14 protein-coding genes and 2 tRNA genes are annotated in these 23,735 nt (G+C 36.4%); 8 read left to right on the forward strand and 8 right to left on the reverse strand.

Annotation, left to right across the window (positions count from 1 at the left end; all coding sequences use genetic code 11):
- Window positions 1-565: 565 nt before the first annotated feature.
- The 3 genes from ptsP to rplU form a co-directional block, all read right to left on the reverse strand.
- Window positions 566-3,097 (reverse strand): phosphoenolpyruvate--protein phosphotransferase, encoded by a 2,532-nt coding sequence (ptsP, locus tag ACFIJ0_RS03915; RefSeq protein ID WP_375624705.1) that lies wholly within the window; start codon window positions 3,095-3,097, stop codon window positions 566-568.
- Window positions 3,098-4,391: 1,294 nt separating this feature from the next.
- Window positions 4,392-4,661, reverse strand: coding sequence for a 50S ribosomal protein L27 (rpmA, locus tag ACFIJ0_RS03920; RefSeq protein WP_375624706.1), 270 nt, complete (start codon window positions 4,659-4,661; stop codon window positions 4,392-4,394).
- Window positions 4,662-4,673: 12 nt separating this feature from the next.
- A complete protein-coding gene (rplU, locus tag ACFIJ0_RS03925; RefSeq protein WP_375644236.1) occupies window positions 4,674-5,141 on the reverse strand; it encodes a 50S ribosomal protein L21 in 468 nt (155 codons plus the stop codon).
- Window positions 5,142-5,425: 284 nt separating this feature from the next.
- On the opposite strand from rplU, the gene ACFIJ0_RS03930 reads away from it, so the two are divergent.
- A tRNA-Ser gene (locus ACFIJ0_RS03930) sits at window positions 5,426-5,515 on the forward strand.
- A 296-nt stretch (window positions 5,516-5,811) separates the two neighbouring features.
- On the opposite strand, the gene pgi is transcribed toward ACFIJ0_RS03930, so the two are convergent.
- The 3 genes from pgi to ACFIJ0_RS03945 all read right to left on the reverse strand — a co-directional run bounded on the left by pgi (window position 5,812) and on the right by ACFIJ0_RS03945 (window position 11,935).
- Complete coding sequence (pgi, locus tag ACFIJ0_RS03935; RefSeq protein WP_375624708.1) at window positions 5,812-7,476, reverse strand: glucose-6-phosphate isomerase; 1,665 nt, start codon at window positions 7,474-7,476, stop codon at window positions 5,812-5,814.
- A gap of 188 nt (window positions 7,477-7,664) precedes the next feature.
- Window positions 7,665-10,799, reverse strand: a complete 3,135-nt coding sequence (locus ACFIJ0_RS03940; RefSeq protein ID WP_375624709.1) for an efflux RND transporter permease subunit — start codon at window positions 10,797-10,799, stop codon at window positions 7,665-7,667.
- Window positions 10,796-11,935, reverse strand: a complete 1,140-nt coding sequence (locus tag ACFIJ0_RS03945; RefSeq protein WP_375624710.1) for an efflux RND transporter periplasmic adaptor subunit — start codon at window positions 11,933-11,935, stop codon at window positions 10,796-10,798. Before ACFIJ0_RS03945 ends, ACFIJ0_RS03940 begins: the two co-directional genes overlap by 4 nt.
- 366 nt (window positions 11,936-12,301) lie before the next feature.
- Here ACFIJ0_RS03945 and ACFIJ0_RS03950 point away from each other — a divergent pair.
- The 4 genes from ACFIJ0_RS03950 to ACFIJ0_RS03965 all read left to right on the forward strand — a co-directional run bounded on the left by ACFIJ0_RS03950 (window position 12,302) and on the right by ACFIJ0_RS03965 (window position 17,338).
- A tRNA-Arg gene (locus ACFIJ0_RS03950) sits at window positions 12,302-12,378 on the forward strand.
- 679 nt (window positions 12,379-13,057) lie between these two features.
- Window positions 13,058-14,731, forward strand: a complete 1,674-nt coding sequence (locus ACFIJ0_RS03955; RefSeq protein ID WP_375624711.1) for a formate--tetrahydrofolate ligase — start codon at window positions 13,058-13,060, stop codon at window positions 14,729-14,731.
- Window positions 14,732-14,936: 205 nt separating this feature from the next.
- Complete coding sequence (gene rpsU, locus ACFIJ0_RS03960; protein ID WP_273717519.1) at window positions 14,937-15,170, forward strand: 30S ribosomal protein S21; 234 nt, start codon at window positions 14,937-14,939, stop codon at window positions 15,168-15,170.
- 1,607 nt (window positions 15,171-16,777) lie between these two features.
- Window positions 16,778-17,338 (forward strand): SH3 domain-containing protein, encoded by a 561-nt coding sequence (locus ACFIJ0_RS03965; RefSeq protein ID WP_375624712.1) that lies wholly within the window; start codon window positions 16,778-16,780, stop codon window positions 17,336-17,338.
- A gap of 46 nt (window positions 17,339-17,384) precedes the next feature.
- On the opposite strand, the gene irrA is transcribed toward ACFIJ0_RS03965, so the two are convergent.
- Window positions 17,385-17,897, reverse strand: a complete 513-nt coding sequence (irrA, locus tag ACFIJ0_RS03970; RefSeq protein ID WP_375624713.1) for an iron response transcriptional regulator IrrA — start codon at window positions 17,895-17,897, stop codon at window positions 17,385-17,387.
- Between the two features lie 230 nt (window positions 17,898-18,127).
- On the opposite strand from irrA, the gene fabA reads away from it, so the two are divergent.
- From fabA to fabI, 3 genes are read left to right on the forward strand one after another with little or no spacing between them, the layout of a single operon-like run.
- Window positions 18,128-18,637 carry a 3-hydroxyacyl-[acyl-carrier-protein] dehydratase FabA gene (gene fabA, locus ACFIJ0_RS03975; protein ID WP_375624714.1) on the forward strand — a complete coding sequence of 170 codons (510 nt, stop codon included), beginning with the start codon at window positions 18,128-18,130 and terminating at the stop codon, window positions 18,635-18,637.
- A gap of 57 nt (window positions 18,638-18,694) precedes the next feature.
- Entirely contained in the window at window positions 18,695-19,915 is a 1,221-nt protein-coding gene (gene fabB, locus ACFIJ0_RS03980) for a beta-ketoacyl-ACP synthase I (RefSeq protein ID WP_375624715.1), read from the forward strand.
- 47 nt (window positions 19,916-19,962) lie between these two features.
- Window positions 19,963-20,781, forward strand: coding sequence for an enoyl-ACP reductase FabI (fabI, locus tag ACFIJ0_RS03985; RefSeq protein ID WP_375624716.1), 819 nt, complete (start codon window positions 19,963-19,965; stop codon window positions 20,779-20,781).
- A gap of 1,900 nt (window positions 20,782-22,681) precedes the next feature.
- Here fabI and gpsA read toward each other — a convergent pair.
- Window positions 22,682-23,689 (reverse strand): NAD(P)H-dependent glycerol-3-phosphate dehydrogenase, encoded by a 1,008-nt coding sequence (gene gpsA / locus ACFIJ0_RS03990; RefSeq protein WP_375624717.1) that lies wholly within the window; start codon window positions 23,687-23,689, stop codon window positions 22,682-22,684.
- Window positions 23,690-23,735 lie beyond the last annotated feature (46 nt).

The raw sequence follows: 23,735 nt of genomic DNA on the forward strand, positions 1-23,735 counted from the left end.
TAAATCCAGCTTTATAGTTTTCAAAATATCTAAAGTAAGCTCTATTATTTAATAGAGATTACGTATTACTTCATACTTTTGATTATCGCATTCTTTAAGTGGGATATGCTCTTCTAACAAAACAGAATACTCTAAGAATACTATTTTCTTGCTCATCCACACGTTTGTTAAAAAAAACATCTCTTAAAGCTTGTCATATCTATCTCATACGGTGTCCATGAATGGTATAAAATCTATTGGATCGCATCATCTTTCCTTAAATAAAAAGTACAAGCCAAGTACCATCACGCTATTTATCCCCTAATATTGTAACATCCCTTGCTATTTTAGAGAATGCATAAAAGGCATCTATTCTTTCTTAAAGTGTTTTTATCCACATATTACTCCTCCTTGTAACGTATAAAAGAATAATTTTTATTAATTCAATATAGAGAAATTTAAAACGATAAATTATCATTATAAATTAATATTCTGCCTATAATCATCCTAAAGGATAATGTTTTACAGCACTAAAGATCTGATTACTCTGCAAAATGAGCTAGCTCGTTCCCCTTAATGTTCTTTATCACCTTATATCCTTACTTAGAGCACGTACAGCTCGTGCAGTTTCACATTGTAATGCTTTTTGTGCTAAAATTTTCATATCCTCAAAACTATGGGTCTGTAAACACGCCTTTACTGGAGAAATATCACAAGATATCATAGAAAGCTCATTAATTCCCAACCCAGTCAAAATCATTGCACCAAAAGGATCTCCAGCCATGCCACCACATACACTAACCCAACACTTATGTTGTGCAGCTCCCTGAATAGTCTGATAAATCATACGCAAAACTGCTGGATCAAGGCTATCAGCTTCAGATACAAGGTACGGATTTTGCCGATCAACAGCCATTGTATACTGTGTTAGGTCATTGGTTCCAATTGAGAAAAAATCAACATGGGCGCTCAACACATCTGCCATAATGGCGGCTGCTGGAACTTCGATCATAATACCAAGTTTTAATTTTGGTGCATCAATATCATTGCGAATTTCTTCCGCAATCTTTTTTATAGTGACAATCTCTGAAACAGACATTACCATCGGGAACACAATCCATAGATCTCCGCTCTCTTTTGCTGCTCGATACAAAGCACGTAATTGAGGCACCAAAAGATCACGTCGACGTAACAAAAGCCGCGTTCCTCGAACACCTAAAAAAGGATTGTCCTCTTTAGATAAATGTAAATGCGTAACCTGTTTATCCCCACCAATATCGAGCGCACGAATAATTAATGGCTTATCTCCTACAGCTGTAATCATCGCCCTATATATATTAAATTGTAGCTCCTCATCCGGAATATGTGGATTCTCTAAAAACAAAAATTCCGTGCGCATGAGTCCAACACCTTCAGCCCCCAAATCAAGCGCAACAGAAACCTGATTTGCGTAGTTGACATTAGCCATGATACGAATTCTTTGACCATCTTTCGTTTGCGCTGGTAATCTACACGCACTTATTTCACGGACACGTTTTTGTGCAACAGCATCAATATGTCTTTGAGCATCTTCAACGTCTTCAAGCGTAGGATCAAGGTAAATAAACCCGTTATCGCCATCAATAATAGCCTGTATATCAGACTGAATCGCTAAAATATCATCACCTGCAGCAACAACCATTGGAATACCAAGAGTACGCGCCAAAATAGCTGTATGAGATAATGGACCTCCCCATGCTGTTGCTAATCCTTTTACCCTTGTACAATCAAGCTGTGCTACATCAGAAGGAGAAAGGTCATTTGTAACCAGAATTACACCATGTGGAATATCATTTAAAAAGAACGATCTATAGGATGGATTGATTTCACCTAAAACACGTCGACCGACATCAACTAAATTAACAGCACGTGCAGCTAACAAAGGATTATCTACCTTAAAAAACATATCTGAAAATTGACGAACCGCTCTATCCCAAGACCAAGCAACACCATGACCTTCTGCTATAAAACGACAAGCTTGAGCTATTAAATTTTCATCTTCAAGCAAAACCATTTGCGCAGAAAAAATCGCAGCAGAATCTGCCCCCATACGCACTGTAATATCAGAAATCACAGATGCCATTTTATGTTTTGTTTTTGTAAGAGCATTTTCAAGACATGCTGCACCAGCTGCAAAATCAATTGGCTGGTCTATTATGGAAATATCATTTTGCCTTAAAACAAAAATCTTACCAAATGCTAATCCTGAACTTGCTCCAACACCAGAAATGCCTTTTTTCATAGAGCGTGGATACCAACCATGAAAAGTCTTTGTTTGAGATTCCATTGCTCTCATCAGACATTTTTCACTAATACTCACTTTTTTTGCAATAGCAATGGCATCATTGAGGAGTTGTGCTCCTTCTGCAGCATCTGTAGAAAAAATTAGAACATCACCGTTTTTTGCTCCTAATTGCAATAAACCAACCAAATTTTTCATTTCAACGGTATATTGACCATGGCGAACTCTGATAGAATTTTGAGCCTTTTTTGCAAAATCAACCCAAAGAGAAGCTGGTCGTGCATGAAGACCACTTGGATAATCTAAAGTCCATTCCTGACACACCGAAAGATCACCAATAAAAGTTTTTTCTATCTTCATATCTTGATCAAACAAAGTTGTAACAATTTGCTGTTTATCCGTAGTTGTTGCAAGTACTTCAAGCTGTTTTTTATCAAATAAAAGAAACGTCAATTTTTTACAAATTTCTTTATAGCGATCTGGACACGCTGCAATGGCAATAACCAAATGTGCTTTCTTGCCATCCTGCCACTCAACACCAGCAGGAACCTGTAGAACAGCAACAGCGTCCTTGATAATTAAATCACGATTTTCAGCCATACCATGAGGAATGGCTATACCATTTCCAAACCAAGTATTGGTTGTTTCTTCACGTGCGAGCATGCTTGCCAGATAACACTTATCAACTGCACCAACCTGCACGAGCAATTCAGCAGCAGCATAAATTGCATCATTTTTATGATCAAAAGCAGCTGCAAGTTGTACAGATCTTATAGACAAGATTTCACCCTCGGTAAAATCTACATTCATTGCTTCTGCTTTCTCACATCTCATCATGAATTCAAATTGCCTCACATTTGAACACCAATATCTCTGATAAATTTGTTTTCAAAGCTGCATTTCCCAAAATACAAGCTATAAATACCACAAAAGCTCTCTTTATATTTTACGGAATATAGCTAAGTGAGGTGCTTAAATACCTCAATATAACCGATAATACAATTGGGTATTATCATCTCGCGAGGTGCTTAAAACCATCACATGCAAGTCTGCCTCTTACTCTTTTACTTTACAAAGATAAAACCCCGATTTTTACAGCACCAATCACCTGAAAAGCTATGTTTTAAAAACGCTCTCATTATCCCAAGTTATTCAACATAACTTCTCATTATTCTCCCTACAAGAAAGCATCCTCCCAACCATCTGTAATTTCAGCTAATATTTTAACTGATTCCTCAAAGTTTATTTAACCTATTATCCCTCTTTATAAATTCATTACATAATTACAAATTGCTCCATGCAACTTATCATCTTTAAAATTCCGTGCAGCTCATCCTATGATACCAACCCCGCAATATATAACATTTATATATTTAAAGCTACTCCTTTACTTCAATCAATATCGCAAACACACAATGCCCACTGTCGCACATTTGCAAAATACGAATATGCCCCATCCCCTAAGCACCATTATCAACTACTAGAATAAAAAAACTCTACTAATAATATAAATAAAGTAAAAAATGAAAAGCAATTATTGCCTTAACCCTGGCTCTTATACCTGTTTATTTTCAACAATGCACAATAATAATGAAATCAGCAAAAATATTCTTGGAGGGCGCTGATTGCACGTTGGTTATTTTTATATCTTTAAAAACCGTCCTCCTTAAAAATATAATTTCACTCTTGATTTACCGAAAATTCCTTAATGCACGCCACTTTCAAAGTAGTTTTGACTGCCATCTTATGGATTTTTTATCCCTATGTCCTTTTAAATGAATAGCCTCACCTATCCACACCCCCACCTAAAAACAGTATGACAACTCATCAATACCACAATGCCGATAAAAAGACCCATTTTTATCAAAATGATTGCATAAATAATGCTTTCATTAAATTCCTAATAATATCAATAGGTTCAGTACTAAATACTCATGTAACACCGCACAAACTTCTTCCCTCGTTGAGAAAAGCCATTTCCCTAATTCTACCTTTTTCGTATATTTCCTACATTTATTATAGTACCAATGCAAAAAGGGAAAGATGAGATTCTATCTTTCCCTTTTAATACTTTATAAAACCACAACTATAATTCAATGAAATCCTATTGATTGCTAGAGAGTGCTACAGATTACTCTGCCGTCTCCACCGTAGGAATGACTGAAACATAGGAACGATTACCCGCTTTGCGTTGAAAAGAAACCTTTCCATTTGATAATGCAAAAAGCGTATGGTCTTTTCCAATGCCGACATGGTTGCCAGGATGCCAACGTGTACCACGCTGGCGAATAATAATATTTCCGGCAATAACTGTCTCACCACCAAACTTTTTAACGCCTAGACGTTTCGATTCTGAATCGCGACCATTACGCGAGGAACCACCAGCTTTTTTATGTGCCATAGACGCTCTCCTTTAATCTTTCTTACTCTTTGATGCTACAGACGCTTTCTTCTGCGACGTAGTCTTTTTTTCAGCCGTCTTCTCAACAGAAGCAGCAGCTTTTGTTTCTTTTGGTGCAGTTGCTTCTTCTTTTATCGGTTTCGCAGTTGCTTTTTTAGGTTTTGAACCACCCATTAAAATTTCTAAAACACGAAGCCTCGTAAATTCTTGACGATGACCACGTGTGCGTTTAGAATTTTGACGACGGCGCTTCTTAAATGCGATAATCTTGCGCCCACGTGCCTGTTCTACAATCTCAGCTGTCACCAATGCATCAGCAACGACAGGGGTACCAATAACCGCATTACCTTCTTGCCCAACCATCAATATGTTATTGAATTCAACAACATCACCCGCATTTCCACTAACTTTTTCAACTTTTACCACTTGATTAGCAACAATGCGGTATTGCTTACCACCAGTTTTAATGACTGCGAACATTTTTTATCCTTCCGTTCACTCCAGCTCTTATTTAATTTCTGCCTTGAAATAAGGGAAAATAGGCTGCTTTTTATCAGTCGTAATAGATTGTAAAGAAGAATAAAACCTTCTTCAACATAAATATGCGCAGATTTCCTCACGCTCATATTCCGTATATATGAAGGAATTTCTATTCTCTGTCAATAAAGTCCCATAAAAAAGAAAAAAAGGTTGTACCAAAAACAATTGAAGGTTATCTACCCTTATACACTCAAATAGTGCCGATTTTTGTTTCACTTTTATATGGAGAGATGGCTGAGTGGTTGAAAGCACCGCACTCGAAATGCGGCATAGGGGCAACTCTATCGGGGGTTCAAATCCCTCTCTCTCCGCCAAAGTTTATAAAGCGATTATAGCTTGCCTGTATGTAGCTTGCCAGCGGGTTTTGTATAATTTGCCACTAGGTTTTGTAGCAATTTATTTTTCTAAAGGTTTTCAAGACTTTTTAAAGCTCTTTATTGTTTTTGCAAATAAATTCTCATTTTTACAATTTTTGCACTTTTTTGATTTTCTGTCACATAAATCTAGTTCAGATAATAAGAGAACGCATAATAAAATTAAATAATTATCTCATATTTCTCTCTCATTCTACTTTTGCTTAGTTAGTACAAAACCTCCTGTCAAATTATATTTATTTTGCACGTCTTGCTTGAATATGTGCTAGCAACCCTAATGTTGAACTATCACGATTATCCGCTTTACTTTCTCCACGAAGAATTGGTAGTAACTCGTTTGCTAACTCTTTACCAAGTTCAACACCCCATTGATCAAATGAATTAATATTCATTAAAATCCCTTCAACAAAAATACGATGTTCATAAAGCGCAATAAGACGACCGAGTGCAAAAGGTGTTAATAAATCTTGAACCAGCGTAATACTGGGACGGTTTCCTTTAAAACTTCTATGAAATGCTAAATGATCTGCTTCAGCCTCATCAACTCCATTTTTTATCAAGATATGCCTAGCATCTTCAATACTACGCCCCTTCATCAATGCTTTTGACTGCGCTAAACCATTTGCTAGCAATATCTCATACATAGAATGTAAATTTTTCTCATGCCCTTTTATAAATAAAATAAATTCTACAGGAATAATATCTGTTCCTTGATGCAAAAGTTGAAAAAAAGCATGTTGACTATTTGTTCCTGAATCCCCCCAAACAATCGGACCACTTGAAAAACTTAATGGTTTTCCATCTAAAGAAACTTGCTTACCATTTGATTCCATATCAAGCTGTTGTAAATAAGCTGGAAAATGTATTAAACGCTGTGCATAAGGAATGATAGAACGTGATGAATAACCACAAATAACACGATGCCAGAATCCTAAAAGAGCAAAACGAATAGGAATATTTTTGTGCAAAGGCATAGTTTTAAAATGTTGGTCCATTTGCAATGCACCATTGAGAAATTGGCGAAAATTTCCACCACCTATTGCAAACATAACAACAAGTCCAATGGCTGACCAAATCGAATAACGTCCTCCAACCCAATTCCAAAATTTAAAAACTCTTGTGGAATCTATGCCAAATTCTGCCACTTTATCAAGCGCACTTGAAACAGCAACAAAATGCGTACCAACGGCTTCTTCTCCCAAATGTGAACAAATCCACTGACGTGCAACTTGAGCATTTACCATTGTTTCAGCCGTTGTAAAAGTTTTAGAAGCAATGACAAACAGCGTTGTTGCTGGATTCAAAATAGAGAGAGTATCAGAAATATGGGCACTGTCAGCATTAGAAACAAAATGACACTGTGGACCATCATGATAAGGTTTTAAAGCATATGTGACCATTGCAGGACCAAGATCAGAACCACCAATACCAATATTGACAATATCACTTATTCTCTCGCCACTGTTTCCCTTATAGCTGCCATCCCGCACCTTTTCAGAAAATCTTTCCATATCTTCAAGAACGTCTTGAACATCGCGAATAAGATTATGACCATCCAATATGAAAATTTCATCAGCAGGTAAACGTAATGCAATATGAAGAACTGAGCGTTTTTCAGTTGTATTAATCGCCTTCCCAGAAAACATTGCATCACGCCGGCCTAACACATCTGCTGCGACAGCTAAATCATCTAGAAGTTGCAATGTTTTAAATGTCACACCACATTTTGAAAAATCGAAAAGAAGATCGTCAAGTCTGAGGGAAAAATGGGAAAAGCGCTGTTTATCTTCTACAAAATGCCGACGAATATCATAGACTCCATCCTTTGCGGCATGGTTTCTTAAAGCTTTTAATGCGGCTTCAAAAGCCTTTTCATTTCGAATCGAAAAGCTATCTCCCATAAGCTTATCCTATACGGTTATTGATAATGAAATCTATGCCCAAACAATACAAAGCAGAAAGCGTCTCCTTTATTGCTCGCTATTTTCACTGCTCACATAAAAATAAAGGAATATACAAAATAAAAGGATAAGGTCCGAAAATGATATTTTTACAAGAATAAACTTCCAAATCTTTTCTATCAGAGACATCATTTAACTTGGTTGAGTTCTTTTGTTAAGCGTAAATCTTCTTCTGCTTTTGGTCTTATAAAACGTCCCAAAAAAAGATAAACAACCGGTGTGACATAAAGCGTAAAAATAGTTGCTAAACCTAAGCCACCAACGATAACCCAACCTAAAGCTATACGAGCTTCTGCGCCAGCACCTTTGGCTAAAACCAAAGGAATACCTCCTAAAATGGCACAAATCATTGTCATACAAACTGGACGAAGTCGAATATTTGCTGCTTCTTCTACAGCTTCACGCACGCTTCTTCCCTGATCCCGTAATTGATCTGCAAATTCAACAATGAGAATACCATTTTTTGCCATAACGCCAATTAACAAAATTAGTCCAATTTGGCTGTAAATATTAAGACTCACACCACTTAATAGCATAGCAATTACAGCACAACCAATCCCTAATGGGACCGTGGCCATGATAATGAATCCTGAAATAAAGCTTTCAAACTGAGCAGCCAAAATCAATAAAATAATCAAAAAGGCAATGCCAAAAACAATCATAAAATTGGAAGATGTTTCATTAAGCGTTTCAGCTTCCCCCAAGGGAACCACGTAGATTCCTTTCGATAACAAAGGAGAAGCAATTTCCTGTACAGTTTGGTAAGCTTCCCCTAAAGCGATACCTGGAGCAAGATTTGCGCTTAAAATAACAGCGCTCATGCGTTTTTCCCGTTTTAATTGGGGAGCGATAGCTTTTTCATGTAAACGCGCAATAACCGATAAAGGAACATATCGATTGTCTTTAGTCTTTAAAAAAATATTTTCTAAATCACTAGGACTCTTCATAGAATTTTTACGCGATATCAATTTAACATCGTAAGAATGATCATCCACGTTAATGGAACCAATCTTTTTACCATCCAACATTGCTTGTAATGTATCGCCCAAATTGGTGATATCAATCCCTAAATCGGAGGCTTTTTTTCGATTGATTTCAATAAAAAATTGTGGTTGTGTGGTATCAACAGTAAGACGTGGTCGAATAAAACGCGAATCATCTTGTAAAACACTCACCAGCTTATCAGCAATGGGTTGTAGTGTTGCGTAATCATTACCAAGAATTGCGAACTGTAACCCTTGCCCAGTTCCTCTCACACCTAGAGAATTTCCTTGCGCAGCAAATACAAAAACTGCCGGAAACTGTCTAACCTTTGCATTAACATCCTTCACAATTTCTTGCTGACTACGTAAACGTTCATCCCAAGATGAAAGCAATAAAACCAAAAAAGCAGTATTGGGTGAACCACCAATACCCGCGATAGAGTAACTATTAGCAATCTCCCCTGCATCACGTAATGGCTTTAGACTTGCTTCAATTTGCTCTACCTGCTCGTTCAAATATTGTGTTGAAATACCTTGTGGTCCATTAATGACCAAAAAGATAAGAGCTCTGTCTTCTGCTGGGGTTAATTCCTGTTGTAGTTTCATATAGCCTCCAACACAAAGACCCGCAAAAATAAGTGAAGCAAAAACAACAGACCAAGGCTTTTCTAAACACTTATGCAAACTGTAATTATATACCTTATGAAAAAAAGTACCTAATTTATATAAAAAAGTAAAATGATGGTCCTTTTCTTCTTTCTCCTCAATATGTTCTTTGAGAAAACGTGAAGCCAACATAGGACAAAGCGTTAAGGCAACAATTGAAGAAAGCAAAATAGAAATTGCCAAAACAAAACCAAATTCTCTAAAAAGCCCTCCAACTTGCCCAGGAAGAAAGGAAATAGGAACAAATACGGCCACTAAAGTCAATGTTGTTGCAACAACAGCAAAAAAAACTTCACGGGTTCCTATCACCGCTGCAGCTCTAGAACCTAACCCCATATTGCGCCATCGAACAATATTTTCCAGAACAACAATGGCATCATCCACAACAAGCCCTGTTGCTAAAACAAGTCCTAAAAATGTAAGAATATTCAATGAAAACCCTACAAGATAAATAGCTGCAATGGTACCAATCAAAGCAACAGGAAGAGACAAAGCAGGTATCAGTGTTACACGAATGTCTCTGAGAAAAAGAAAAATGACTAATATAACACTCAAAATAGCAATGACCAACGCAACCTCAACCTCATGAAGGGCACTTTTAATAAAAATTGCATCGTCATTAATAACGTCTATATGTACAGAAGAAGGAACAATGCTTTTGAGATTATCAACAACGGCTCTTACACCTTGAGAAATATTAAGAGTGTTGGATTGTGCTTTACGCACGATACCTAATCCAATACCTGTCTTTCCATTGATACGAAGAATTACCGTTTCTATATCTGGCGATAAAGTAACATGTGCAACATCACCAAGATGCACATGAGGCTTTAAAACAACTTGTTCAAAAGATTCTGGTGTTGTTAAACGCGCAGTGGCACGAACAACTAAAGTTTGCTTAGAATTGCGTAATGATCCTACTGGTACATCCGTTGTCATATCAGCAAGAACACGTGAAATATCTGCTACAGTTAATCCATAACTTGCAAGTTTTGCTTGATCTATATCAATCTGAAAAATCTTTGTGCGAGCACTATCAACCTGTACATCACCAACACCATCAACAGCAGAAATTGCATCAACAATCTGATCGTTTACAATCGTTGTTAAATCATCAATACTCATTGTTGGTGACGTCACAACCAAATACATCATGGCAGCAGCATTCGAATCTGCTTTAATGATCAAAGGAGAATCTGCATTTTTTGGTAAAGAATAAGCAATTCGAGACAGAGCATCACGAATATCAGATGCCGCTACATTCAAATCAACACCGACATTAAAATTAATCTGCACACGAGAGCGTCCAAAAGAAGATGTTGAAGAAATCGTCTTAACACCTGAAACACGAGAAACAGCATCTTCTATAACTTTTGTTACTTCACGATCAATGGTTTCTGCTGACGCACCAGAAAACATCGTCACAATCGTTGTTACTGGAGTATCAACATCGGGTAATTCTCTTACATCAACATTTAACCACGCTGCAAATCCTGCAATGATGATCATAGCATTTAAAACAAAAGTAAAAACCGGTCTGCGAATAAATAAGGCAATGAGACCACCTTGCTCCACCTTTGACATAGGCTGTTTTGTGCTCAATTCTTGGCTCATTGTATATCCGTTCCATAAACCGCTGATAATTGCTGTTGATGGAACTTTGGATCATCAATAGTTACTTTACTTCCTGGATAAAGCATTTGGACCCCTTGAATGACAACTTGATCACCATTTTCTAGGGGAGCTTTCACGAAAACCTGATCCGCTTTATGCTGAATAATTGATACGGGAATAGACTCTACTTTTCCTTCTCTCACACGCCAAACGAATGACCCTTTACTATTCCATTGAACCGCAAGAGGATTAACGACAGGAAAAGAACCACCATGAAATTGCAATACAACAGAAAAGGACATACCAGACATGAGCGTATCTTTTTCATTATTGATTTCAACCTGAGCATGAAGCGTGCGACTTTCTGGATCAACAATATTATCAATCGCATAAATATGACCAACAAAAGATTTATCTGGCTGCGCAGTTAATGTTGCCGTTACCTCATCTCCTTTATTGATGCGCGACACATATCGTTCAGGGGCCCATATATCGACCAAAATACGTTCTCTCTTCTCAATACGGCCTATTACAGTATTAAGGGTCACGTTATTCCCCACATCAACGGGCAAGATACCAACAACTCCAGGAATCGGTGCACGAATTGTTCGCCTATCGAGATCTAATTCAGCATTACGCAAAACTAAATTTGCATTATCCAACTCTAAGCGTGCTGTAATTTCTTGAACTTCCGTTGCTGTATTGCTGGCGCGTAATTTAAGAATGCGCGAAAGCGTTAATGCATTATTATCACGTTGTACTTTTGCTTTTGCAACTGCGATTTCCTCTTTTTTAGAATCGAGCTTTGCAATCACATCATCGACTTGTACTTTTGTACCAGCTGATACAAAAAGCTTATCAATAACACCTGAGGATAAAGGGGTAAGCTCGACTTCTGCAAGAGCTTTTCCACTCCCAAGAACGTTAAGTTGTTCATAAAAATCTTGAATTTTTACAAGATCAACCACAACATTCACCGGTGGTCTTCCCATTTTTTCCTTTGAAGCTTTATACGATACTCTTGTTTTATTCACCATAGAAATGGGTTGTTCTACACTCTTTTTTCCAGCCCAATAAGTAACCGTTAAAACGACGATTAAAAACATCAATGGAAAGCTCTTTTTTAATAACGCCATACATCCACCCTTGCTGTGTCATGTTCATCTGAAATAGTTTTCAACAGTAATATCGGCGTGTTACACAAAAACCAAACAGCGGGTGTATATATCCTATCCCCACCGCAAAAAACACATCTCATCTCTGCTTGACTATCTTTCATAGATTAAAACGTCAAGTTAACTATCGTTCATATTGCTTTGTACGGTCACAACAAAAAAATTATCATATCAAAACCAACTAAAACCATAATATATTATATCCTTTTTTAAAATATCTCATAAAAAAGAGAGTTTTTTTTATTACTATCTAAGTTTCACTTGCATTTCTTTAATGAAACGATTAGGAAGCCTTTGTCTTAGATAATGTAAAAAATTGAAATGTATGCACCCGTAGCTCAGCTGGATAGAGCACCAGACTACGAATCTGGGGGTCAGGAGTTCGAATCTCTTCGGGTGCGCCATCTATCAAAATATCTCCTTATAAATTCAGGCTCTTTAAATTCTTTATTTTGTGATTTATTTTTGCCTATCTTTGTTTTTTGTATTTTGTTATTTCATTCTGTTGTGAGTCGTTTCTTTAGCCACTTTGCTAGAATAGGATGTTATGAGTCCTTCAATTCAGCCTCAAGGTGCTTTTATTAGCTAATAATCATAACGATTGCATGAGCAGTGTGTGTTGTTGTTTTCTTTTTCAATCTATGCGCTTGTTTTGGGTCTCTTCCGGATTATATTCTTTAATCAGTTGGATAATTTTTTACGTGCTTATTTCTAACTTTTCCATAACTGGATATTTCTGAATATTTTATTTCTGACAGTCCCATCTTAAGAGGGACTTCAGATGTGCCACCATAAAACACTTATGGTATCCATTAATATGATTAGCATTTTGTTGCAAACCAAAGATTCTTTTCGAGATATTTTTAATTGAACTAAACGTATTTTTACTGCTTAAAAGCAAAGAAATTTTTTTCCTAAAAAACAATGAAACTCTTCTCGTACTTCTTTAGCATTATCTCTTGCATAGCATATCATCAACTTCTATGATATCTTAATATTTTCTGTTCTCTATGAATTCTTCTAATTAATCCATGGGGTACAGATCCCGAACATTAGTAAAAGCTAAGTTTAAAGAATTTTTCCATGCCTAAAACAGATATTGAAATTGCTCGCACTGCTAAAAAGCAGCATATTATTGAAATTGCACAAAAAATTGGTATCTCACATGAAAATCTCATTCCCTATGGTCATGATAAAGCTAAAATTTCTTCTGAATACATAAAATCGCTTAATAAAAATCCAGATGGTAAACTTATCCTCGTCACAGCTATCAATCCCACACCTGCCGGAGAAGGCAAAACAACAACAACAGTTGGACTAAGTGATGCTCTTAATCTTATTGGTAAAAAAACAATAGCTACCTTGAGAGAACCGTCTTTAGGTCCCTGTTTTGGTGTAAAAGGTGGTGCTGCTGGTGGTGGTTATGCGCAAGTCGTTCCAATGGATGACCTTAATTTACATTTTACCGGTGATTTTCATGCTATTACAGCTGCTCATAATCTTCTTGCCGCAATGATCGATAATCATCTTTATTGGGGAAATACTCTAAACATTGATCCGCGTCGCATTGTTTGGAAACGCGTTCTTGATATGAATGACCGTGCATTGCGCGATATTATTATTTCATTGGGGGGCATAACAAATGGTTTTCCACGCCAAACAGGTTTTGATATTACTGTTGCGTCAGAAATTATGGCACTTCTTTGTCTCTCTGAAAATTTAGAAAACCTTACACAAAGACTCAAAAAAATTATTGTTGCTTATCGTTATGATAAAACGCCCATCACCGTTTCTGATCTCAATGCGGAAGGTGCAATGGCAGTTCTTCTCAAAGATGCTATACAACCCAATCTCGTACAGACAATTGAAAATAATCCTGTTCTCGTTCATGGAGGACCTTTTGCCAACATTGCTCATGGTTGCAATTCAGTTATAGCAACAAAAACTGCTTTAAAACTTGCTGATTATGTTGTCACAGAAGCAGGGTTTGGAGCAGATCTTGGAGCAGAAAAGTTCTTCAATATCAAATGTAGGCAAGCAGGTATTGTACCAAATGCTACAGTGATCGTGGCAACTATTCGTGCATTAAAAATGAATGGTGGTGTGGATAAAAATAACCTGACAGAAGAAAATATCACCGCTTTAGAAAAAGGAACAGCCAATCTTTTACGACATATAAAAAATATGGAGCACTACGGTATTCCTTGTGTTGTGGCTATTAATCATTTTGACAGCGATAGCGATGCTGAAATAAAAACATTACAAAAAATAGTTGCAACAACTGGACACAAAGCTATTATCTGTAAGCATTGGGAACAAGGTGGAAAAGGCGCTATAGAACTTGCACAAGAACTCGTTACCTTGATTGAAGAAAAACATTCTCATTTTAAAGTTTTATATCAAGATAATATTCCACTCGTTCAAAAAATTAATTGTATTATAACAAAGCTATACGGTGGGCGTGGCGCCATCATCTCAGCCCCTATTCTCAAACAACTTGAATCTTGGGAAAAAGAAGGTTTTGGTGCCTACCCTATTTGTATGGCAAAAACACCTTATTCTTTTTCTTCTGATCCCAAGCAATATGGTGCTCCTGTTGATTTTGAAATTCCCGTACGAGAAGTTCGTCTCTCCGCAGGAGCCGGCTTTATTGTTGTCATTTGTGGAGATGTTATGACCATGCCGGGACTACCCCATTATCCCACGGCTGAAAAAATTCATCTTGACGAAAATGATCAAATACAAGGACTTTCATAAATTTATAACCGTAAATTCTATGTATTTATTTTTAATTATGTATTCATTATAAAAAGCGTTTTATTGCTAAAAGAATAGAATTTTAAAAAGCGATATAGACAAATGTCTTATTTATATGATATAAATGCTTGTCCTTTTGGATATCCCTTTAAAAGGACGTAGGTTTTTCCTATCATTTATGACACTGAAAAAAGCAGGATAGATAGTGCAAGTACTCGTTCGTGATAATAATGTTGACCAAGCGCTCCGTGCGTTGAAAAAAAAGATGCAGCGTGAAGGTATCTTCCGTGAAATGAAAATGCGTAGTTATTATGAGAAGCCATCTGAGAGGCGCGCTCGTGAAAAAGCTGAGGCTATTCGTCGTACACGTAAGCTTGCTCGTAAGCGTGCGCAAAGGGAAGGTTTTGTGAGTAACGGACGAACTGTTGCGGTAAAGTAATATACTTTATGTAATTGCATAAGCAGTAGATAATAAGCTTTCAGAAAATTTTATCTTCATAGGCGATTGCAGTAAATTGCTTGTGCGTAGGTTTTTCTGTACAATGTTATCTAATGTGTTAGTTATCTGAAAATAATAAGGTTTCTGTCATAGGAGTGTTTTTTTTCACTCTTATATTTCAAAAACAGGTAACAAACTACACTTTAGATATTTAAGCGACTTGTTCCTATGTGAATTGAGTGTGAGGTATTTTATTATCACTGTTCGCTATAATTTTTTCCTTCTGGATATCTCTTAATAACTATTTCTTATGTACAAATTTCATGATGGTTTTCTTTTTTTGTCATTAAATATTCTACATCTTTCGAACATCCTAGGTCAGATTACAAAACAAAAATAACTATCGCAATATACGATTGTATGTAAAAATATGATATCAAATGCATAGTCCTCTTTCCCTTCAGTTATGTAACAAAACGATATAATTCTATAACTTTTTATGTCTCTTGACTCTGTCTCTCTAAAGGATGACGAATTTCAACCGCGGCACTAAAGATTCTTTTTTCTTGATAAATTTCTTCTATTCATCACTTATGTAATTGCCCTCATAAGTGTATCCAATAAACCCTTCTATTTCATTCAACTTTCTTCTATACTGAGTTAGAGAAAAAATTGACAATAAACAGAGAAAACACTGTATTTTAATATGGATGAATGCGCTTTATGTTACCATTTTTGATGGAAATATTTTTACAATTTAAATAACGAGTTAAAGTTTTTAACGCGTTGATTTATCATTATAAGTAATCGTTTTTCGTATTAAGTAATAATTCTGAATAACGTAAAGTTTCTCAACACCTTCTCATATTGAACCAATCAAGATTATTTTCTTGTACATCATAAGCAGGGTTAGTATGAAAATAGAATAAAAGCTATTTAAGAAAAAAATAAAAAGGTTTCTTACGAACGCCATAAATAATAAGAACTGTATAGCATTGAGAACTGGTAAATAGAATGATGGATCCAGCTTATCTATATATGGATAAGCATTATCATTGCATAAGATTATGGTATAAAAAATTTTATAAAATGGATTATCACGAAAAACTATCCTGTTAAAATTAGCCCTTCATATATCAATCTGCTCTATAATGTTGCTCATATTTTTACGTTTAAATGTTTTATTCATTGTATTATTTTGTCCATTCAAAACTTCTCTTCAAGCCACATGATAACCCTTTACTGAACAGCTCTTTGTTCATAATATGCATACATGTACTTTTACTTCGAGAAACAAACTCAGAAAAGAAATGCAATACTTTAGCCCTAATTTCCTGTACAAAAACTGCCACGGACCCAGCATACTTTACTGTTTTATCACGCGTACAGCTACATAAAAATCCAATTTTTATTTATACCTATCCCCTCATAAACAAGATGAGCACTAAGAAATACAAACTTTTGTTTTCCTTATTTTGCTATTCTCGTAACAATTTTTTCATTGTTTAGATCTCTTTAACGAGCGATATGTCATAATTTTTATCCGTTTCTAGTCTTATCTTTCAGATTTTAAATTTCCAATATATGACGAAATAAAGGAGTTCAGTGTGCAAAATTCTCGTTGGTTTCGCTTTTCAATACTCGCAGCATGTATCTTAATAGCAACAGTCATTGTATTGGGGTCACCTCATTTGTTGCATGCACAAACATTTAATCAAAATTTAGGACCCAGTGGTTTACCACTTCCCCGATTTGCTTCGATTAAACCCACCAGCGTTAATGTACGCGTCGGACCAGGAAGTAACTATTCTATCATTTTTACCTACAAAAAGAAGGGCTTGCCTATTGAAATCATCCAAGAATATGATCAATGGCGCAAAATTCGTGATGCAGAAGGCGATGAGGGGTGGGTGTTTCAATCGCTTTTATCGGGAAAGCGAACTGCTATAACTATTCCATGGCAAAAAGATAAAACAAAAAGGCTGATGCTGCGAAAAAACCCCACCGATAACGCAGAGCTTGTGGCGGAAGTAGAACCTAATGTCATTGGTAATATCCGCCAATGCGATGGACAATGGTGCGAACTAAACATTAATAATACGCGCGGATGGCTTCAGCAACCCCAGTTATGGGGAATCTATCCTGATGAAAAAGTAAAAGGTTGGTGAACGCTCAAACTTATCAAGTTTAATTTTTATTCCTCATTGAATATCCTCACTGCCTATCACAAGATTGATTTTTTGGTTTCAATCGCACGATCAAATCAACATGTGAAATTTCCATACCTTCTGGTGGCTTGGGCAAATTTCTAATAATGGGAGCTTCTTCCAAATTGTAAGGAATATCAAGAATACGATTTTCGCCTTCTATATAAAAATGGTAGTGATCAGAGGTATTGGTATCAAACCAAGTCTTAGAACCTTCTACGGCAATAATCCGTAACAATCCCGCTTCTGTAAATTGATGAAGCGTATTATAAACCGTTGCTAGAGATACAGGTACACCTGCCCTCACCGCTTCCTCATAGAGCTCTTCAGCAGTAATATGACGATTTCCTTGAGAAAAAATCATATACGCAAGCTCCAACCGCTGACGTGTTGGACGCAGACCATTTTGACGCAAACGTTTTTCTAACATAGAAATGGAATAATATTGCACAATTTTTCCACACTCTTTTGTAAACTGTTGCTCTTCATTCATATCTAAATTGTCTGCACTCACTGACATATTACAAACCCAAATATATTCCTGCTAAATAAGATCAAAAAATAAAAAAATGGGAATAGTATGGTGTAATCTTGTATTCCATTTTTAAATAATTACCTGTGTAGAATACATAAAAAAGGGCTTTTGTCATTAAAAATAATATAAAATCATTTCCCTCTCTTTGAAATTTGCTCTAAAAGTAGGTTGGGAAAGCGCAGAAATAAAAATATATGCAAATAAATGGAGTAACAATGACTGAACAAAAGTCTCGCTACACTTATGAAGAGCTTCTAAGCTGCGCTCGCGGCGAAATGTTTGGTAGAGGTAATGCGCAATTGCCAGCACCGCCAATGTTGATGATTCATCGAATCACTCAAATTAGTGAAACTGATGGTAAATACGATAAAGGAATGGTTCGCGCCGAATTTGACATTACACCAGACCTGTGGTTCTTTAATTGTCACTTTATAGGCGATCCCGTCATGCCAGGATGTCTCGGACTAGATGGTATGTGGCAATTAACAGGTTTTTTTCTTGGTTGGCTAGGCGAACCAGGAAAAGGAAGAGCGATATCAACAGGTGAAGTAAAGTTATCAGGGATGGTAACTCCACAAACCAAAATTCTTGAATATGAAATAGATTTTAAGCGTATTCGACGTGGAAATTTAGTCTTAGGAATAGCTGATGGGTGGCTAAAAGCAGATGGAGAAACTATTTATAAGGCGAGTGATTTACGCGTTGCTTTATTCAAAGAAGATTGAACGTTATTTCTGTCAGAAAGAACTTTTCACTATTCTGTATGAAACGAGGAGGTATGAATGCGTCGAGTTGTTGTGACCGGAATGGGAATTGTCTCCGCGATTGGAAATGAACCTAAAGCTGTTTTAACCAGTTTACGTGAAGCAAAATCCGGAATTTCTTACGCACCTCAATATGCCGAATTAGGCTTTCGTAGCAGAGTTTACGGCAAACCCGATATTAATATAGAAGAACTCGTAGATCGACGTGCTCTACGTTTTCATGGGCGTGGAACAGCATGGAATCATATCGCCATGGATCAGGCAATTGCTGATGCGGGTCTAGAACCGTATGAAGTATCGAATGAGCACACGGGTATTATTATGGGTTCTGGAGGTGCTTCAACACATTCAATCGTAGAAGCTGCTGACATTACACGCCAAAAAGGTCCAAAACGCATCGGTCCTTTTGTTGTGCCTAAAGTGATGAGTTCTACAGCATCCGCAACACTTGCAACTTTTTTTAAAATTAAAGGCGTAAACTATTCAATCTCTTCTGCGTGTGCTACATCCAATCATTGTATCGGCAATGCTTATGAAACAATACAATATGGCAAGCAAGATCGCATCTTCGCTGGTGGTTGCGAAGATCTGGATTGGACATTATCTGTTTTATTCGATGCTATGGGTGCTATGTCTAGCAGATATAATGATGTACCAGAAAAAGCTTCGCGTGCTTATGACGCTAATCGTGATGGATTTGTTATTGCTGGTGGAGCTGGCGTTTTGGTTCTTGAAGAACTAGAAGTCGCTAAAGCACGTGGTGCAAAAATCTATGGAGAAATTGTTGGTTATGGCGCTACATCGGATGGACACGATATGGTCTCTCCATCGGGTGAGGGAGCAGAACGGTGCATGCGCATGGCACTTGCGACCGTCAAAAATAAGATTGATTATATCAATCCCCATGCAACAGCAACACCTGTTGGTGATCCCCCTGAAATAGAAGCGATCCGCCGTATCTTCGGAGCAGGTGATCAATGCCCACCAATTTCCGCCACAAAATCTCTGACTGGTCATTCCTTGGGTGCAGCTGGTGTTCAAGAAGCAATCTACACACTGTTAATGATGCAGCATAATTTTATTTGTGAAAGTGCCCATATTGAAGAACTTGATCCAGCTTTTGCTGATATGCCAATCGTTCGTGAACGACGTGATCATCAACAACTGAACACCGTATTGTCAAATACTTTTGGCTTTGGCGGTACCAATGCAACGCTTGTTTTCCAACGCTATGTATAAACAAAAGTTCTTAGTAATTGAAAAAGTACGGTCTTACGGAGAATAATATGAAAGGTTTGATGGAGGGCAAACGTGGCCTTATTATGGGAATTGCAAATGACCATTCAATTGCTTGGGGCATTGCCTGTCAACTCGCACAAGCGGGAGCTGAATTAGCATTGACTTATCAAGGAAATGCTTTTGGAAAACGTGTTCAGCCTTTAGCAGATAAACTTGGCTGCAAATTAGTGCTGGAGTGTGATGTTGAAAAAATTGAAAATATTGACTACGTCTTTGAGCAACTTGAAAAAGAATGGAAAACAATTGATTTTATTGTCCATGCCATTGGTTTTTCAGATAAAACTCAGCTAAAAGGGCGTTACGTTGATGTTACAACACGTGAAAACTTTCAACGCACGATGGTTATTTCAGCTTATTCCTTTACTGAAATTGCCCAACGTGCGGGTAAGCTTATGCCCAATGGAGGAACACTTTTAACTCTTACCTATAGTGCTTCACAGCAAGTTGTGCCTAATTATAACATCATGGGTGTTGCTAAAGCAGCTTTAGAAGCTATGGTACGTTATTTAGCAGCGGACTTTGGTCCTCAAAATATCCGTGTCAATGCGATTTCCGCTGGTCCTGTTAGAACTTTAGCAGGTAATGGTATTGCAGCTGCACGTGCAATATTTTCACATCAACGCCGTAATGCCCCATTACGGCGTACTGTAAATATTCATGAAATTGGAAAATCTGCTCTTTATCTACTCTCTGACTTATCATCAGGTGTTACAGGTGAAATCCATTATGTTGATTCAGGCTATAACATCATGTCTATGCCAATACTTGAAGAACTGAAAAAAAGTGACGATTCTCAAGAAAGATAAAAATCATCGCACTTAGAAAAATATGACGTAAGGCACGTGTGCAGATCTTTATAACAATAAGTGTAATACAAAACCAGATATATGATGCCTTGTTTCGCAAAGTATTTTATGACGTTATTTACCTTACTAAAGCATACGCTTTTGTTGTTTCTTATAAATCAATATCCAGTCCTCATGCCATCGCAGTTTGGAACAGAGATTAGAGGATTATTAAAATCCTTAGCTTCGGCTTTTGTATACCAGATTGAAAAAAATATTGCCTACCGTTTGATTTATTCTTGAAACGCAAATACAATCTAATTTAGGAAGGATATGAAGGCGTAAGGAAATCAATAATCTTACTATTGTTCTTTAATGAGACTTTACGCTTTTAAAAGCATCCACATCAATATTTTTTTAATAATGGAGGTTACGCTTCACCTCACACTTTTATTTTTCTTGTTCTTTAATGAAAGCATTTTTCTGATGTATCAGGTAAAATAGAACGCCCAAAAACACTATAGCTGTTTCTCCTTCATTGCATTTTTTTAAAAGATATTTCTCAATGCACGCAATTCCATTTCACAATAGTACCTGTAGAACGTATAAAAAATCCCTGTGAAGTACATAAAATCCTTTTTGCACCACCATTTTAATGTTTATACAGATGACAAACCAACACCATCATTTTACTTGTCATATTCTAATGTTGAAACAACCCTTGACACTTGAGATGATTCATTAGAAGTATTTTTAATAATTTTTATCCACATACTACCCCCTTGTAACAAAAAAACGTATATTTTTAATTAATTCAATACAAAAATAAAATGAATTATTTATATAAATCAATTTTTTATCTTTATAATCACATTATTTTTCAGTTTAAATGACAGCCATAAACAAGTACAATAACATTTTTTCAATTTTAGAATTTCAAATTTATAATTCCAAAAATCATTTCTTGCATATAAAAAAAACAGAATTGACATGTGAGAAAATAAAAGGCGTAAATATCTCTACTGAACAGCCTCAAGTGCCAAGAGCTGTCTCAACATGGGGGCTGGCAGGATGTATGATGATGCTCGGCTTCCTCCTTCATAAACGTAAAGATGGAGATGTGCACAATGGCTTTATCATTACACTATTCACGGTCATCGCCGCGAATTGGGCTTGGGAGTTTTAAGAGAGGGCTCTTTAAAACAAGCACGTGAATATACAACAGCAATAGTGTTTTGTTTTGAGCGTTCTATAGTGTTTTGTTTTGGGCGTTCTATTTTACCTGACACATCAGAGAAATGCTTTCATTAAAAAATCAGAAAATAAAGGTATGAGACAATCTCCATTATTTAAAAGATATTGCTTTAGATAGCGTAAAACTGAATTTAAAAATGATGGTAGAGATGGAAACTGGTTTTCATCTTTAAAATTTCATCTTCTTCCCAAATTAGATTGTATTCTTGTTTTAAAGAATTGCACAAAAAGAGATACACAATATCCCAGCCTCTATTTAGATACAAAAGCTGTTACACGCAGCAAATAATATTGGAAATTCGATAATAGCAATGATATTTTTAGCTTATACGTTACATAAATAAGATGCTTCTATCTAATGAGTCTTGTATTATTCTGGTTGCAAATATCATTATGAGATGAATTTAAGAGAAAATCAAAATATCTTATTCATTACATTACATAAACATGTGTAAGTGGAAACGATAATGTATTTTCAAAGAGATAGCTCTTAGACAAAAGCCAAAACTTTTATATTTCAGCCATGCTTCATAAAGAATCGAATGATATGAATCTATAATTTGCTGGAATATGACTGTCTTATAAACCATCAATACAATCTATTTTATATGTCTATCATAGCATATTTCTATTTTTTACGATTGGAATTATTTAAAAAAACAGGATGTCATTGTATTTCATCCTTGAAAGTGCGGCTTAGTAATGTGTTCGCCGCTTCAGTTATGTTTTTACCACAATAGAGAATTTGATAAATTTGTTCTACAATGGGCATTTCTACCCCAATACGTTGCGCCAACGTATGTACTTCCTTGGTATTTAAGTACCCTTCCACAACCTGACCAATTTGTTTTTCCGCTTCTTTTATATCTATTCCTTTACCAAGAAGTGTTCCAAAACGGCGATTACGCGACTGATTATCAGTACATGTCAAAACCAGATCACCTAAGCCTGTCATTCCCATAAATGTGGAAAGCTCAGCACCTATAGCCTCCCCTAAACGACTGATTTCAGCTAGTCCTCGTGTGATAAGAGCTATTCGTGCATTTGCCCCAAACCCTATGCCATCTGATATTCCTGCACCAATAGCAATAACATTTTTGACTGCTCCCCCTAATTGAACACCAATCATATCTGAACTTTTATAAACTCTAAAACTTTTGTTACAATGAAAAAGTTGCTGCAATTCTTTACCAAACTCAACATCAGAAGCAGCTATCGTCATTGCAGTAGGCCAACCAATAGCTAGTTCTTGAGCAAACGTTGGCCCAGAAAAAACAGCTAAAGGAATTTTTTCACCTAAAATCTCACGAGCAACCTCTTGTAAGAAACGTCCGGTACCATGTTCTAAACCTTTTGTTGCCCAAATAACGCGTGAATGCTGATCCAAATAAGGCTGAATATTATACAAAACTTGATGAAATACATGGCTTGGAACAGCGATTAGTATATTGTGACTTGCTGCTATTGCAGTTTCAAGCGAAGCTTCAAGTAATAAATTTTCAGGAAATTGAATATCGGGTAAATATACTTGATTACAACGTTGTTCCTGTAATTCTTTGATATGTTGAGAATTATATCCCCAAAGTAAAACATTATGACCATTACGGGCAAGAGCAATCGCTAATGCAGTACCAAAAGAACCAGCACCAATAATTGACATTGCAACGGTTTTCATTAAGTTTTCTGATTATTCTCTAAATTTTTGATTTCAAGTGCATATT

This window comes from Bartonella sp. OC68QHHN (assembly GCF_042193875.1).
Taxonomy (GTDB): domain Bacteria; phylum Pseudomonadota; class Alphaproteobacteria; order Rhizobiales; family Rhizobiaceae; genus Bartonella; species Bartonella grahamii_A.